The organism is Polaromonas sp. P1_G2 (genome assembly GCF_056405515.1).
On the sequence record NZ_JBFUBY010000086.1, the window covers coordinates 1 to 14,281 of the forward strand.

12 protein-coding genes are annotated in these 14,281 nt (G+C 65.2%); 1 reads left to right on the forward strand and 11 read right to left on the reverse strand.

What is annotated here, in order from left to right:
• The 6 genes from aceK to AC1D0P_RS11020 form a co-directional block, all read right to left on the reverse strand.
• On the reverse strand, positions 1 to 1,378 hold a 1,378-nt coding region (aceK, locus tag AC1D0P_RS10995; RefSeq protein WP_477676769.1), incomplete at its 3' end, for a bifunctional isocitrate dehydrogenase kinase/phosphatase.
• A gap of 12 nt (positions 1,379 to 1,390) precedes the next feature.
• A complete protein-coding gene (gene can / locus AC1D0P_RS11000; RefSeq protein WP_477676770.1) occupies positions 1,391 to 2,083 on the reverse strand; it encodes a carbonate dehydratase in 693 nt (230 codons plus the stop codon).
• Positions 2,084 to 2,133: 50 nt separating this feature from the next.
• A complete protein-coding gene (locus tag AC1D0P_RS11005; RefSeq protein ID WP_477676771.1) occupies positions 2,134 to 2,946 on the reverse strand; it encodes a hypothetical protein in 813 nt (270 codons plus the stop codon).
• Positions 2,947 to 2,957: 11 nt separating this feature from the next.
• Positions 2,958 to 4,139 (reverse strand): isovaleryl-CoA dehydrogenase, encoded by a 1,182-nt coding sequence (locus tag AC1D0P_RS11010; protein ID WP_477676772.1) that lies wholly within the window; start codon positions 4,137 to 4,139, stop codon positions 2,958 to 2,960.
• 37 nt (positions 4,140 to 4,176) lie between these two features.
• Entirely contained in the window at positions 4,177 to 4,620 is a 444-nt protein-coding gene (locus tag AC1D0P_RS11015; protein ID WP_477676773.1) for a PaaI family thioesterase, read from the reverse strand.
• 128 nt (positions 4,621 to 4,748) lie between these two features.
• Positions 4,749 to 5,156, reverse strand: coding sequence for a MerR family transcriptional regulator (locus tag AC1D0P_RS11020; protein ID WP_007867394.1), 408 nt, complete (start codon positions 5,154 to 5,156; stop codon positions 4,749 to 4,751).
• A 118-nt stretch (positions 5,157 to 5,274) separates the two neighbouring features.
• On the opposite strand from AC1D0P_RS11020, the gene AC1D0P_RS11025 reads away from it, so the two are divergent.
• On the forward strand, positions 5,275 to 6,357 hold the full coding sequence (locus tag AC1D0P_RS11025) for an MBL fold metallo-hydrolase (protein ID WP_477676774.1): 1,083 nt from the start codon (positions 5,275 to 5,277) through the stop codon (positions 6,355 to 6,357).
• Between the two features lie 122 nt (positions 6,358 to 6,479).
• On the opposite strand, the gene AC1D0P_RS11030 is transcribed toward AC1D0P_RS11025, so the two are convergent.
• The 5 genes from AC1D0P_RS11030 to AC1D0P_RS11050 all read right to left on the reverse strand — a co-directional run bounded on the left by AC1D0P_RS11030 (position 6,480) and on the right by AC1D0P_RS11050 (position 14,064).
• The gene (locus AC1D0P_RS11030) at positions 6,480 to 7,121 is read right to left on the reverse strand and encodes a response regulator (RefSeq protein WP_477676775.1); all 642 of its coding nucleotides are present in this window, start codon (positions 7,119 to 7,121) and stop codon (positions 6,480 to 6,482) included.
• Positions 7,122 to 7,275: 154 nt separating this feature from the next.
• Positions 7,276 to 11,580, reverse strand: coding sequence for a PAS domain S-box protein (locus AC1D0P_RS11035; RefSeq protein WP_477676776.1), 4,305 nt, complete (start codon positions 11,578 to 11,580; stop codon positions 7,276 to 7,278).
• Positions 11,581 to 11,638: 58 nt separating this feature from the next.
• On the reverse strand, positions 11,639 to 12,079 hold the full coding sequence (locus tag AC1D0P_RS11040) for a response regulator (protein ID WP_477676777.1): 441 nt from the start codon (positions 12,077 to 12,079) through the stop codon (positions 11,639 to 11,641).
• A gap of 165 nt (positions 12,080 to 12,244) precedes the next feature.
• Positions 12,245 to 13,273 carry a M48 family metallopeptidase gene (locus tag AC1D0P_RS11045; protein ID WP_477676778.1) on the reverse strand — a complete coding sequence of 343 codons (1,029 nt, stop codon included), beginning with the start codon at positions 13,271 to 13,273 and terminating at the stop codon, positions 12,245 to 12,247.
• 38 nt (positions 13,274 to 13,311) lie between these two features.
• Positions 13,312 to 14,064 (reverse strand): lysophospholipid acyltransferase family protein, encoded by a 753-nt coding sequence (locus AC1D0P_RS11050; RefSeq protein ID WP_477676779.1) that lies wholly within the window; start codon positions 14,062 to 14,064, stop codon positions 13,312 to 13,314.
• Positions 14,065 to 14,281 lie beyond the last annotated feature (217 nt).

Sequence of the window (14,281 nt, forward strand, 5' to 3'; positions counted from 1 at the left end):
CTATCTGGTCCTTGGCAGCGGGTTCGTTGACGCCGGCGTCGAAGGCTTCCTGCAGGTAGATGTTGAGCGGGATCATGCGGCGCTCGATGTAGACGTGCTTGATGATGACTTCGGTCTGGCCGTCGCCGTCGCGGTCGCTGATCTCGAGCTGGCTGGGCGCGAACTTTTCGATTTCGGCGATCAGCTCGTCGTCGAAGCGGTCGCGCGGAAAGGCGACCTCGCTGTATTCCTGGGTGTCGGCCATGCGGCCGACGCGGTCGTGCTGCTTGACCAGCAGGTACTTGCCCTTGATCTGCTCGCGCGTGGTGTCTTTCTGCGGCGGGTAGTAGTCCTTGATGACCTTGAAGACGTAGGGGAAGGACGGCAGGTCGAACACCAGCATGACCATGCCCTTGATGCCGGGCGCGATGCGGAACTTGTCGGTGGAGTGCCGCAGGTGGTACAGGAAGTCGCGGTAGAACAGCGTCTTGCCCTGCTTGGCCAGGCCCAGCGCGTTGTAGATCTCGGCGCGCGGCATGTGCGGCATCATGCTGCGCAAAAACTGCACATAGGCCGAAGGGATGCCCATGTCGACCATGAAGTAGGCGCGCGCGAAGCTGAAGAGGATCAGCAGATCGTCTTCGCCGAACAAGGCCGCGTCTATGACCAGTTTTCCGGCCTTGTTGTGCAGCACCGGCAGCGCGAAGGGCACTTCGTTGAAGCCGTTGATGATCTTGCCAACGACGTAAGCGCCCTTGTTGCGGAAGAACAGGCTGGTCAGCACCTGGATCTGGAAGTTGGCGCGCAGCTTGACGTCGGCGAAGCGCTCGCTGATGGCCTCGAGCACGTAACCGGCGTCGCGCTCGAGGTCGTCGAAGGGCAGGCGCAGGTCGAAGTCGCGCACCAGCTGCAGCAGCACCTCGCGCATGTTGTCGCGTGTGGGGTAGTAGGCGCGGTAGGTGGGCTGCGAGGCGAGCTCGTCGTTCTCGATGTACTCGGTGCTGACGGCCGGGCGCACGAAGATGAAGTCGTTCTGGAAGTAGCTGCGGTGCAGGATCTTGGTGGTGACCGAGTTGAAGAAGGTCTCGGCGAGTTCGGGTTGGTGGTGGTTGACCAGCAGGCCGATGTAATGGAGCTTGACCTGCTGCCAGACGTCCATGGGCTGCTCGCCGGCCTTGAACTCGCGCTCCAGCCGGGTGGAGGCCTCGCGCACGCGCAGGTCGTAGAACTCGATGCGCTCGCGCTGGGCGCGCTGCTGGCCGTGCCAGTCGGCCGTTTCAAAGCGGTGTTTGGCGCGCGCGGACTCGGTGCGGAACAGCTGGTAGTGGCGGTTGAAGCCGTCCATCATCGCCTTGGCGATGTCGTAGGCGATGCTCGAGTCCAGGCGCTGGGGGAACATGGCGGCTTCCGCTCAGACCAGCTGCTGCTGCGTGCCGCCGCCGACGCGGGCCATCCACACATCCCAGACGCGGTCTACGGCCTTGCTGTAGAGCCTGTCGAGCTCTTCCGGGCCGGAGACGCTCATCTGCAGGTCCTGCAGCAGGCCGTCGTGCACGCCGAAGGCCCAGCCGTGCACGGTGACCTCCTGGCCGCGCGCCCAGGCGTCGACCATGACGGTGCTGACCGAGACGTTGACGACCTGCTCGATGACGTTGATGTCGCACAGGGCCTGGGCGCGCACCTCCTCAGGGAGGCTGTCGAGCAGCTGGCGATGGCGGTGGCGCACGTCCTGGATGTGGCGTATCCAGTTGTCGGCCAGGCCGATGCGCGCGCCTTCAAGGGCGGCCTGCACGCCGGAGCAGCCGTAGTGGCCGACGACCATGATGTCCTTGACCTTGAGGCGCTCGACGGCGAACTGGATGGCCGAGAGCGCGTTGAGGTCGGAATGCACAACGATGTTGGCGACGTTGCGGTGCACGAAGACCTCGCCGGGCTCGAGGCCGGTGATCTGGTTGGCGGGCACGCGGCTGTCGGAGCATCCTATCCACATGTACTTGGGCGTCTGCTGCTTCACCAGGCTGGTGAAGAAGCCGGGCCGTTCGGCTTCCATCTGCGCGGCCCAGGCGCGGTTGTGGGCGAAAAGGTCTTGGAGCGAGGTGGTCATGGGCGTATTTTCACCTGCCTGCGGGGATGCCGCCCGGGAAGCGGCTGAAATCATGTTTCATCGAACCCCTTCGGCTTCAGAAGCGCTTTTTCGGCCAGGCATTTGTCCGTCATGGTGGCGAGTTCCTTGTCGCTGTGCGGATCCGAAGGTGTGGGGTTGGGCCCGGACTTCACGATCGATGCGTCGATCAACAAAGGCCCTTCCCCGGAGAAATCACAGACAAAGCGGTATTTGCCGTCAGAGAGCGACGTAGTCAGCATCTTCCGGGTTTGGTGCATCTTGCCGCTCTGGTAGCACCACCTGCCCACTTCACCGTCACCCTGGACCAGTCCGGTCAGGCAGCGGTCCCCTTCGCGTTCATAGAAGGCGGCCGTGCCCCCTGTGAGAAGTGGGCGCAGGCTCTTGAAGTCAGGCGTTGGGCCGTGCGAGTACATCAACTGCTGGGCGGGAAAAGGATTTCCGGCGCCATGGGTGTATTCAAACAGCGTGAGGTTTCCCATGCTTGTCCACTTGAACTGCTCACAGCCCGTGTGAAGCGCCTGGCCCTTGGCGGTAAAACCCATGGGTTCGTCAAGGTCGATGCTGACGGTTGTGCCGTCCCGCAAAGTCAAGCCGACGGCGTACGCCGCGAAACGGCCTTTCAGGGCGAGAATGGCTTCCTCGGAGGCCTCCCCTACTCTTGAGGCATCCAGAAAGACGTTGACGGCCTTTCCCCGCAGCGATTCGGGGACGCCGCATTCGAATGTGGCGTCGGCTTGCGGCACTGCCGCGTAGGGCAGGGGCTCGTCTTTCTCGCACGCAGCGAGAAGCGTGGCAAGCGCGAGCACAAGGGCCCATTTCAGCTTCTGATGCATCAACGGCATGGGCACTGGCCTCACATGGTCTCGGCGAACAGCTCGCGCCCAATCAGCATGCGGCGGATTTCGCTGGTGCCGGCGCCGATTTCATAGAGCTTGGCGTCGCGCCAAAGGCGGCCCAGCGGGTAGTCGTTGATGTAGCCGTTGCCACCGTGGATCTGCAGGCCCTCGCCGGCCATCCAGGTGGCTTTTTCGGCGCACCAGAGGATGACGGAGGCGCAGTCCTTGCGGACCTGGCGCACGTGGTCGGTGCCCAGCATGTCGAGGTTTTTGGCGACGGTGTAGGCAAAAGCGCGGCCGGCCTGCAGCACGGTGTACATATCGGCGACCTTGCCCTGGATCAGCTGGAACTCGCCGATGCTCTGGCCGAACTGCTTGCGGTCATGGATGTAGGGCACGACGCTGTCCATGACGGACTGCATGATGCCCAGCGGGCCGCCGGTGAGCACGGCGCGCTCGTAGTCGAGGCCGCTCATGAGCACCTTGGCGCCGCTGTTGAGGCCGCCCAGAATCTGGCTGGCCGGCACTTCGACGTTGTTGAAGACCAGCTCGCCGGTGTGGCTGCCGCGCATGCCGAGCTTGTCGAGCTTTTGCGCGACGGAAAAGCCCTTCATGCCTTTTTCAATCAGGAAGGCGGTGACGCCGCGCGCGCCGAGTTCGGGTTCGGTCTTGGCGTAGACCACCAGGGTGTCGGCGTCGGGGCCGTTGGTGATCCACATCTTGCTGCCGTTGAGCAGGTAATAGCCGCCCTTGTCCTCGGCTTTCAATTTCATGCTGATGACGTCGCTACCGGCGCCGGGCTCGCTCATGGCGAGCGCGCCCACGTGTTCGCCGCTGATCAGCTTGGGCAGGTATTTTTTACGCTGCTCGTCGCTGCCGTTGCGTTTGATCTGGTTGACACAGAGGTTGCTGTGCGCGCCGTAGGACAGGCCGACCGAGGCGCTGGCGCGGCTGATCTCTTCCATGGCGATCATGTGGGCCAGGTAGCCCATGTTGGCGCCGCCGAACTCCTCGCCCACGGTGATGCCGAGCACGCCGAGCGCGCCCATCTTGGGCCACAGGTCCATGGGGAACTGGTCGCTGCGGTCGATCTCGGCGGCGCGCGGGGCGATTTCGGCCTGGGCGAATTCGCGCACCGCGTCGCGCAGGGCGTCGATGTCTTCACCGAGCATGAAGTTGAGTCCGGGCATATTGGTCATGATGGGCTTTCTGGGAGCGAATGATGGGCTGGATAAGTCAGTAGGTCTTGGGCACGGGCACCAGGGTCTGCTGCATCAGGGCACAGGCGCTTTCCTTGCCGCCGGGGGCGACGTGCGTGACCTCGGCGGTGGTGACGATGATGCGCTTGCCGGCCTTGGCGACACGGCCCAGGGCGCGCAGCTCGCCGTCCTTGAAACCGGCCATGAAGTTGATCTTGTATTCGACGGTGGTGACTTCGGAGTCTTCCGCGGCGACGGTGAGTGCCGCGTAGCCGCCGGCGATGTCGGCCAGCGCGCCCATGGCGCCGCCGTGAAAGCCGCCCTGCTGCTGGGTGACGCGCTCCGAATAAGGCAGGGCAACCTCACAGAGGCCGGGCTCCACGCGCAGCAACCGGGCGCCCAGGTGCTGCATCAGGCCCTGGCGCAGAAAGCTGGCTTCGATGCGCTGGAACAGGGCTGTCGGGGTGGCGGGAGTGTCCATAAAGAGCCTTTTACGAGCTGCGGGGAATCGCGATTTTTGATTGACGTTTACGTAAACGTCAATTATGGCGTATTTACGGACCGCCCGGCTTTGACCCGGCGCGGCCTGGGGCCAAAGCGGCCGGGGGSCTAGGGCTTGCCGGCCTTGGCCTTCTCGGTTTTGGCGAGCAGGGCCTTGGCTTCTTTTTCGTGGGTGCGGATTTCGTCGAGGTTGGCCTGCAGGTCGAGCATCTGGGCCTCGAGCTTCTTGCGGTGCTCCGTCAGGATGGCCAGGAATTTCTTGAGCTGCGGCGCGGTGTCGCGCGGGCTGTCGTAGGAGTCGATGATTTCCTTGGCCTCCACCAGCGACAGCCCCAGGCGTTTGGCGCGCAGCGTGAGCTTGAGCCGGGTGCGGTCGCGCGCGGTGTAGACGCGGTTGCGGCCGCCCGCCCCTTCGCGCTGCGGCTGCAGCAGGCCCATGTCTTCATAGAACCGCATGGCGCGCGTGGTCAGGTCAAATTCTTTTGCCAGGTCGCTGATGGTGTAGGTGGTGGCCATGGTGTGAAGTCTTGTGCAAACCCTGTGCAAACGCGGGCGACAGCGCGAAACGGGTGCTGTCCCTACAATGCCTGTGTATGACGTTTACGTAAACGTCAAATATACCGCGAATATTGCCATGAACCTCCTCGAGCAGCAACTCCACTACCCCTTCGGTGACACCCTTCCGGCGCTGGGCACGACGCTGGAGGTGGCGCCCGGCGTGAAGTGGATACGCATGGCGCTGCCCTTCGCGCTGGACCACATCAACCTGTGGCTGCTGCGCGACGAGATGGACGACCCGAACCGCCCGGGCGCGAAGCTCCAGGGCTGGACCATCGTCGATTGCTGCATCAGCCGCGAGGAATCAAAAGCCCAATGGGAAGCGATTTTTGCGGCGCAGCTCGAAGGCTTGCCGGTGCTGCGCGTCATCGTGACGCACATGCACCCCGACCACATCGGCCTGGCCCACTGGTTGTGCGAACGCTGGGCCTGCCGCCTGTGGGTCAGCGCCACCGACTACCACTCGGCGCGTATCGGCTCGCAGAGCACCACGGGTTTCGGCGGCGAAAGCGCGGCGCGCTTTTTTGCCTCGCACGGCCTGGTGGACCCGGAGTCCATCGAGAAAATCCGTGGCCGGGCCAGCTACTACCCAGGCATGGTGCCCTCGGTGCCGGCAAGTTATGTGCGCATCATGGACGGCATGGCGGTGCGCATAGGCGGGCGCGACTGGCGCTGCATCAGCGGCTACGGCCACGCGCCCGAGCACATCGCGCTGCATTGCCAGGAGCTTGACACGCTGATCAGCGGCGACATGGTGCTGCCGCGCATCTCCACCAACGTGAGCGTTTACGACATGGAGCCCGAGTCCAACGCGCTCACGCTGTTCCTGGAATCCATCGACAAGTTCCTGCCGCTGGACAAGGACACGCTGGTGCTGCCCTCACACGGAAAACCATTCCGCGGCCTGCACACCCGCATAGGCCAGCTGCACGACCACCACCGCGACCGCCTCGCCGAAGTCATGCAGGCCTGCGAAGCAGCCCCCTGCAGCGCCGCCGACATCCTGCCCATCATGTTCCCCCGCAAGCTGGACTTGCACCAGACCACCTTCGCCATGGGCGAAGCCGTGGCGCACCTGCATGCGCTGTGGTTCCAGGAAAAGCTGACGCGCCAGTTGGGCGCCGACGGGATCTACCGCTTTAGCAACGCCCCGGCATAGCACCTCCCACACCAGCAGGGGCCGCGGAACTGGCTTTGCCAGGCCGCAGGCGCAGCGGCCCCCTCGGGGGGCAGGGAGCTACACGAAGTGAGCGACCGTGGGGGCCACATCCACCGTGGGGGCTAGTGTCTCCACTTGCGATTGGCCGTGACCAAAGCCGTGACATAACCGTGCAGCCAGTCGAAGTTGATCGGCTTTTGCAGCAGGTGGGCTTCGGCCGGCAGGCCGCCGCGCGCCTTGACGGCTTCGGGCGCCAGGCCGCTGATGACGACGATCTGCATGTCGGAGAGCTGCAGGTTGCGCTTGCAGGCCTTGAGCATTTCAATGCCATCGACCCCGGGCATGGACAGGTCGGTGATCAGCAGGTCGGGCCGCATGCTTGCGATGTCCATCATGGCTTCGAGCGCCGAGGGCATGAAGGTGCAGTCGACCGGCAGGTCCCAGTCCTCGAACTGGCAGCGGTAGAGCTCGCGGGTGTTCTCGTCGTCTTCGACCATCAGCACGCGCAGGCGGTGCTTGGGGTCGGTGTCCGCCCGCGAGAGCTGCGGGTTGTTCTTGGCAAGGTAAGCGTTGATGGATTGCAGCGCGATGCGGCGATGGCCGCCCAGCGTTTTCCAGGCCTCGATCTCGCCTTTTTCCACCAGCGATTGCACGGTGGCGACGGACAGGCCCAGCAGCTTGGCCKCATAGCTGGTGCCGCAGTAATCCTCGCTCGAGAAATCCGAAGCGGTGATGGCGGCCTCGAAGGACTTGGGTTCACGCATGGTCAGTCTCGTAAAGGATTGTTTTTCGCATTTTTCGCATTTTAATCAATTCGTTCTAAAAAGCCCTAGGAAAAACACGAGAAAAGAGGTGAAAACATCCTTCTGTGCATGTAATTAAACCCGATCAGGACACATCGCGTCACATCAGGACACATCAGGACGCCTGCGGCGTTTTGGGCAGGGTGAAGAAAAAGGTCGCGCCCTGGCCGGGTGCGGACTCCGCCCACAGCCTGCCGCCATGGCGCTTGATGACCCGGCTGGAGGTGGCCAGACCTATGCCGGTGCCGGGAAATTCCGAGGCGGCATGCAGGCGCTGGAAGGGGTTGAAGAGCTTGTCGGCGTAGGCCATGTCAAAACCGGCGCCATTGTCGCGCACGAAGTACACGGGAAGCCCCGCGGCGTCCTGGGTATGGCCGACGGTGATCTCGGCCACGCCCTCGTGGGAGCTGAACTTCCAGGCGTTGCCGAGCAGGTTTTCCATGACCACGCGGACCAGCCGGGCGTCGCCGTGGGCCTTCAGCCCTTTTTCGATGCTCACCACGGCCTTGCGTTCGGGGTCGCGCGACTGCCACTCGTCCATGATGCTGCGCGCCAGCGCCGACAGGTCCACCGTCTTGTTGCTCAGGGGCGCGCGTGACACCTGCGCCAGCGACAGCAGGTCTTCGATCAGCTGGCCCATCTGCGCCACGCCGGCCTGGATGCGCGACAGGTAGTGCGTGACCCTGTCGCCGGCGTCGGCGCCCAGCTGCTTGGCCAGCAGGCGGCTGAAGCCGTCCACGGTGTTGAGCGGCGAACGCAGGTCGTGCGACACCGAATAGGAAAAAGCCTCGAGCTCGTGGTTGGACAGCCGCAGGGCGGCTTCGATGGCCTTGATCTCGGTGATGTCGGCGTCTATGCCGACCCAGAAGGCCACCTGGCCCTGCTCGTCCAGCACGGGCGACGCACGGTAGGACATGGTGTGGGTGCTGCCATCGCGGGCCAGCACGCGGCGTATGCCCATATAGGGCGTCTGCGCGGCCTTGGCGGCCACCCACGTGGCCTGAACGTCGGGAAGGTCCTCGGGGTGGATGACGGAGAACCACTGCGTGCCGGTCCAGTCCTCAAGCTTGCCGCCGACCAGGTCGAACCAGGCGCGGTTGAAGTAGGTGGCGGCGCCGTCGGGGTTGATGGTCCACACCACCTGGGGCGCCTGTTCGGCCAGCGCGCGGAACAAGGCCTGCTGGCGCTCCAGCGCCAGCGTGCGCTCTGCCACCTTCTGCTCCAGCCCGGTGTTGAGCTGGCTGACTTCCTCGAGCAGGCGGGCGTTCTCGATGGCGATGGAGGCCAGCTGCGCCAGTTCGAGCGCGACGTATTCATCCTGCTGCGTGAACTCGCCTTCGTACTTGTCGGACAGCTGGAGCAGGCCGATGTTGCGGCCGTCGCGCCCGGTCAGCGGCACGGCCAGCCAGCCGCGCATGGCGGGGTGTTCGCCGGCATAGCTGCCGAAACCGCGCCAGCGCGGATGGGCTTCGAGCTCGGCCTGCGTCATGCGCATGGAGCGGTTGGTCTGGCAGACCATCGCATAGATGCCGGTGCCGTCGGGCGGCTCGATGAGGTCGCGGTATTTCGCGTATTTGTCGGACAGCGAGAGCGCGTTGATGGCCTGCTTCCAGTCGTTGCTGACGGTCAGGCTGACGATGGACTGGTGCGCGCCGACCACGCCCCTGGCCTGTTCGGCGACCTCATGCATGGTGCCTTCCAGCGTCTGGTGCCAGGTGATGGCCTGCGCGGCGTCGGCGGCGCGCTGCAGGGTGAACAGGTGCTCCTGCACGTCGCGCTCGGCCTTGCGCTGGGCCGTGATGTCCATCGCCAGCACAAAACGCGCGGGCACGCCGGCGTACTGGATGGGCCGCGACACGGCGTGGACGGAAAAAACCGAGCCGTCCTTTCGGCGGTGCTGCCAGTCGCCTTTCCTTTCGACCGAGTCGTCTTCAAGCGCCCGCTCCAGGCGAGAGTGCTCGACCTCGGGACGGATGTCGAACAGGGTCATGCCCAGGAACTCGGCCGCCGAGTAGCCGTAGCTGTCCACCGCCGCCTTGTTGACGTTGAGGAAACGCTTGGTGGCGACGTCGAACACCCACATGGGCACCGGCGCCATTTCAAACAGGGCCGCGTAGCGCTGTTCGCTGTCCATCAGCGCCTGCTCGGCCCGCTTGCGCTGCGTGACATCGCGCTCCACCGCCACCCAGTGCGTGAAAAGGCCTTTGGCGTCGGCGATGGGGACGATGTCGAGGTCCACCCAGAACTCATCGCCGCCCTTGGTGTAGTTGATCAGTTCGGCCCGCACCGGCTGCCACGCCTCCAGCGCGGCGCGGATGCGGTCGAGTTCGGCCCGCTGTGTGTTGGGACCCTGCAGCAGGCGCGGCGTCCGGCCCAGCACTTCTTCGCGGGTGTAGCCGGTGCGGCGCTCGAAGGCGTCGTTGACGAAGACGATGCGCGGGCCGGGCGCGTCGATCGGCCCGGCCTCGGTGATCAGCACGATGTCGTTGAGGCGGGAGACGCAGGACTCCAGCAGGCGCAGGTGCTCCTGGGCCTGGTGCTGCTCGGTGATGTCCTGCAGCACGCCGACCAGGCTCACGACCTTGCCGTCCCGCTGCAGCRCACGGCCCCGCGTGCGCACCCAGATGCGCCGGCCCTTCTCGGTGATGAGCGGCAGCTCCAGGTCCCATGGCGTGCCGTGAAGGAAGGCGGCTTCAGCCGCGGCCCTGACGACAGGCTGCGCTTCCGGCGCATAAGAACGGATCGCATGCCCTATGCTCAGCCTGGCCCCGGGCTCCAGGTCATGGATGCGGTAGATTTCCTGGGACCAGTAGGGCGTCATGGTGTCGACCTGGACTTCCCACCCGCCGATTTTGGCGAGCTCGCCGGTGCGGTTCAGCAACTCGGTGCCGCGGGCAATTTCCAGTTCCGCCTGCTTGCGGTCGGTGATCTCCTGGAGCACGCCGGAGCGTCGCGGCTCATGCCCCGGCTGGCCGTCCTGCCGATCATGGGCGCGGCCCATCAGGTGGATCCAGCGCACCTCGCCGGCCGCCGTGATGACGCGGAACTCGACGTCCAGCGGCAGGCCGCCCTCGACGGCGGCGTCGCGCCTGGCCTTGAAGTCCCGGCGGTCGCCGGGGTGGATGAGCTGCAGGAAGGCTTCGCGGCTGGCGGCGAACACCTCCTTGTCCACGCCGAGCAAGTCATAGACCTCGTCGGACCACCAGGTCTTTTCGGTGCGGACGTCGAGCTGCCAATACCCTATGCGCCCCAGCCGCTGGGCATCCTGCAGCCTGCGCTGGATGGCTTCGCTGTTCGCCAGTTCCGCCTCCAGGGCGCCGCGGTGCTTCTGCAGCGATTCGGCCATGCGGTTGAAGYCGGCGGAGATCCGGGAGAACTCCCCGCCGTCATCGGACGGGCTGACCGGGATGCGCACGTCCAGCCGCCCGTCCTCGATGCGCCGGGTCGCCTCCAGGATGTTGCGCGTGGGGCGCACGATAGCGCGCCCGCCCATCATCCAGGCGAGCAGGCCGCTCAGGAAGGCCAGCGAGGACAGCACGCCCAGTTCCAGCCACAGCTGGCGCTGGGAGGCGCCCACCACGAGGTTRTGGTCCAGGCTGACCGCCACAAAAAACGCCTCGCCCGGGTTGCTGCTGCTGGGCATGTAGGCCCACAGCCTCCGCATGCCCGCGCCGTCCGGGCCGTCGGCCGTGCCGGTCCGCATGCCCTTGACCGCCTCGCGCAGCACCGGGCTGGCGGCCTTCTGGCCGATGCGGATAGGCAGGGCCGGTTTTCCCGTCAGCAGCACGCCGTTGCGGTCGTGGATGCCGAGCGCGGCGCCGGGCGGCAATTCGATGCCCAGCGCCGACTTGGCCATTTCGGCCAGGTCCACCGACGCATAGGCCACCACCAGGACGTGCCCCTCTCGGTCCAGCAGGGGCAGCGCGAAGGTGATGGAGGGTATGCCCGTGGCGCGGCCCACGATGTATTCGCCGGTCACGAAGCTGCGGCGGGCCACGGCTTCGCGGAAATACGCGCGGTCACCCAGGTAGTTCAGCGTCGAATTGGGAATCCCGTTGCACAGCGCCCGGCCATCCATGCCCACAATGCCCAGGTTGGCGTACAGCGGGAACTGCCGGTTCAGCTCCACCAGGTAGGCGTCGCAGCGCCCGCCCCTGCCGCCTTTGACGGTTTTGCCGGCCTCGTCGCTCAGCAACTCGGGCGCATGGACAACGGCCGTGAGCACCTGGCGCGCCGTCTCGGCCAGCTGCTGCTGGTTGGAGGCTGCCAGCGAGGCCGCGAACTGCAGGTCGGTCATGGCCCGCTCGACGGCGACATCGGCGTTGTAGAAGGCCTTGAAGATGGACAGGCCGAACAGCGGAACGATCGCGGCCAGCACCAGAATGACGAGGCGGGTCCGCAGCGTGATCTGAACCTTCATCGCGGCCATCTCTCAGGAGCCCGCCAAAGCCGCGCGGGCGCCCTGCATCGCAGGAATCTCAACCGGCCGCGATGGATTCATTGACATCCAGCCAATAGGCCTGGAGCCGCTGGAGTTTTTCCGTGAGGTCTCCGAAATCCACGGGCTTGCGGACAAAACCGTTGGCGCCGGCCTGGTAGCAGGCCACGATGTCGGAGCGCTCGCTGGAAGACGTCAGCATGACCACCGGCACCAGGGCCGTGAGCGGGTTGCCGCGCACGCTGCGCAGCACATCCAGCCCCGACAGCTTGGGCAGCTTCATGTCCAGCAGGATGAACGAGGGCTGCCGCTGCGTGTCGCGCCCCGCGTGACTGCCCTGCCCGAAGAGATAGTCCAGCGCCTGCACGCCATCGCGGGCCACCGCGATCTCGGCGGTGACGCCCTGCTCCTCCAGAGTCAAGACGGTCAACTCCAGGTGGTCGGGATTGTCTTCAACTACGAGTATGAGCTTGTCGTTCATGGAGGTGCTTGAGAAGTACGACATCAATTCCCTGGGGGTTCTGGCATTTTTGATATTTTTGTCATATTACCAAGTAACGCTGACATGTACTACTTTGTTATCGATGATCCCCCAAAGGCCAAGGTTTGGCCCCGCACAGTCTCTGCGGCATGCGCACTCCGCTATCTACCAGCGCGGAATCGCTTCGTCTTTGAGTTGGCCGCGCAATTCGGCGTAGTCGGGCACGATGGTGCGCACCGTGTCCCAGAAGCGCGGGCTGTGGTCCATCACGCGCAGGTGGCTCAGTTCATGCACCACCACATAGTCGATCACCGACTGCCTGAAATGGACCAGCCGCCAGTTCAGCCGGATGGAACCGTCGGCACTGGCGCTGCCCCAGCGCGTGCCGGCACTGGACAGGCTGAGCTTGTGCCATTGCACGCCGAGTTGCGGCGCGAAATGGTTGAGCCGCTCGATGAAGATGCGCTTGGCCTGGCGCATCAGCCAGGCCTGCACGGTGTCGCGGATCTGCTCGGCCGACGCGTGGTGGGGCAGGCCCACGTGCAAGGTCAGCTGCGCCACGCCGGGCAGCGTGTCGTTGGCCGCGCCGTCCGCGCCCTGCAGCAGCACCTCGGGCGTGTTGGGCGTGTGGGTCTTGAGTTCAGCACCTATGCCGCCGAAGGCATGCCGAGGGTCTATCACCACGATGACCTGGTCGCCCAGGAAAGGCAGGGTGGTGCCGTCCTTCCAGTCTATGCGCGCGGATTCCATGCGTTCGTGGCGCTCACGGGTCTCCTGCAGCTTGGCGAGTATCCAGCCGGACTTTTCAAGCACGGCCTTGTCGATTTCATAGAGCGGCACCCATTTGGGCGCGCTCACCGTGAGGCCGTCGGCGCCGGCTGAAAAACCGATGGTCTTGCGTTTGCTGCGCCGGAATTCGTAGGCCACCAGGATGCCGTCCAGCACAGACTCGCGCGTGGCGCGCGGGTGGCGGAAGGTGGCCGGGGCCAGGGCCTGTTGCAGGCTTTGGGCGGGAAGCTGCGGCCCGATGAACTCGGCCTCGGCGGCCGGCTCCGGCCGCGGGACGGGAGCCACCGGTTTGGGGGCGCGCGGCTTGGCCGGGGGTTTGCCGGTTTTCGGGCCCGCGCTGCGGACCGGCGGCGCGGGATGGGCGTCAAACAGGTCGAGCGTGAACTGGAGAAGCCGTTGYATCATGTCAGTTTAGCGCGGCGCGATATAAGCGCAGGCACCGCTCAGGTATTCGACACCGCGGGCGCGTAGGCCTCGGGATCAAGCCGGTGCATTTCCGATTCGATCCAGGCTTCCACTTCGCGCATCAGTTCGTCCGGCTGCCGGCCCGCGCTGGGGATGGGCTTGCCGATGGAGATGTCGACGATGCCCGGCTTCTTGATGAAGGCCTTGCGCGGCCAGCATTTGGCCGAGGTCACGGCGATCGGGATCACCGGCGCGCCGGTCTCAATCGCAAGGCGCGTGCCGCCGGATTTGTAAGTGCCCTTCTGCCCGCGCGGGATGCGCGTTCCTTCGGGAAACATGATGACCCAGGTGCCCTGCGCCATCAGGCGCTTGCCCTGCATCACGACCTTGTTGAAGGCCTGGGCACGCTGGCTGCGGTCGATGTGGATCATGTCCATGCGTGCCATCGCCCAGCCGAAGAAGGGCACATACAGCAGCTCCTTCTTGAACACATAAGCCAGCGGATGCGGCATCAGCGTGGGCATGCACAGGGTCTCCCAGGTGCTCTGATGCTTGAGCAGCAGCACCGCGGCGCTGGTTTCGCCCGTGGGCAGGTTTTCCATGCCGCTCACGCGGTTCTTGATGCCGAGGATGAAGGTGCCGCCGCTGACCGCCACGCGAAGCCAGCCCGCGCACATCCAGTACATGGTGGTGCTGCTGACGAAGAGCGACGCGATGACCACGAAGGTGGCCCACGGAATGATGGTGACGGACATCCACAGAAGGTGCAGGACGGAGCGGATAAAGGGCATGTGGGAGCTTCCGGCTATCGGGTCAGGTTGTAAGGGGCGGCAAGCGGTTTTCCGCGGAACGCGCGATGTTCAGATGGCCACCGGCAGCGGCCGCGCGCCGCGTTCCAGCAGGAAATCGGCGAAGGCCGGCAAGTCCGCATGCAAGGTGGTGCCCGCCGGCAGGCCCTCGGGCTGGCCGCCGCCCCGGTACTGGGCCGACTTGCCCGTAAGCACCAGG

Coding starts and splice junctions, on each gene's coding strand:
- can (WP_477676770.1), bottom strand. CDS start 2,083: ATGACCACCTCGCTCCAAGACCTTTTCGCCCACAACCGCGCCTGGGCC.
- AC1D0P_RS11005 (WP_477676771.1), bottom strand. CDS start 2,946: ATGCCGTTGATGCATCAGAAGCTGAAATGGGCCCTTGTGCTCGCGCTT.
- AC1D0P_RS11010 (WP_477676772.1), bottom strand. CDS start 4,139: ATGACCAATATGCCCGGACTCAACTTCATGCTCGGTGAAGACATCGAC.
- AC1D0P_RS11015 (WP_477676773.1), bottom strand. CDS start 4,620: ATGGACACTCCCGCCACCCCGACAGCCCTGTTCCAGCGCATCGAAGCC.
- AC1D0P_RS11020 (WP_007867394.1), bottom strand. CDS start 5,156: ATGGCCACCACCTACACCATCAGCGACCTGGCAAAAGAATTTGACCTG.
- AC1D0P_RS11025 (WP_477676774.1), top strand. CDS start 5,275: ATGAACCTCCTCGAGCAGCAACTCCACTACCCCTTCGGTGACACCCTT.
- AC1D0P_RS11040 (WP_477676777.1), bottom strand. CDS start 12,079: ATGAACGACAAGCTCATACTCGTAGTTGAAGACAATCCCGACCACCTG.
- AC1D0P_RS11050 (WP_477676779.1), bottom strand. CDS start 14,064: ATGCCCTTTATCCGCTCCGTCCTGCACCTTCTGTGGATGTCCGTCACC.